This window comes from Bacillus sp. JJ783 (assembly GCF_036963225.1).
GTDB classification, from domain to species: Bacteria; Bacillota; Bacilli; order Bacillales; family Bacillaceae_G; genus Bacillus_A; species Bacillus_A cereus_U.
On sequence record NZ_JBALMG010000085.1, the window covers coordinates 1 to 229 of the forward strand.

Genomic DNA, 229 nt, shown 5'->3' on the forward strand with positions numbered 1-229 from the left:
AAAAGATCCAAGCACAGATTCAAAAGTTCCACCAACTAAAGAAAATACTAAGACATCAGTATGGCTTCCTAACACAGGTGGAACATCAATGGAGATGATTTCATATATTGTAGGAATGTTGTTGGTAGCTTTAGGTGGATTCGTATTTGTTCGTCAACGAATGAGATAAAAAGACTGGTTATGTTGGTTTGAATTATAGCTTGATCAAAGTATTGCTACAAATATTGAT

At 34.1% G+C, this 229-nt stretch carries 1 protein-coding gene; it reads left to right on the top strand.

Annotated features, from left to right (window positions below):
- On the top strand, positions 1–169 hold a 169-nt coding region (locus V7038_RS17940), incomplete at its 5' end, for an LPXTG cell wall anchor domain-containing protein (protein WP_335471217.1).
- Between the last annotated feature and the right edge of the window lie 60 nt (positions 170–229).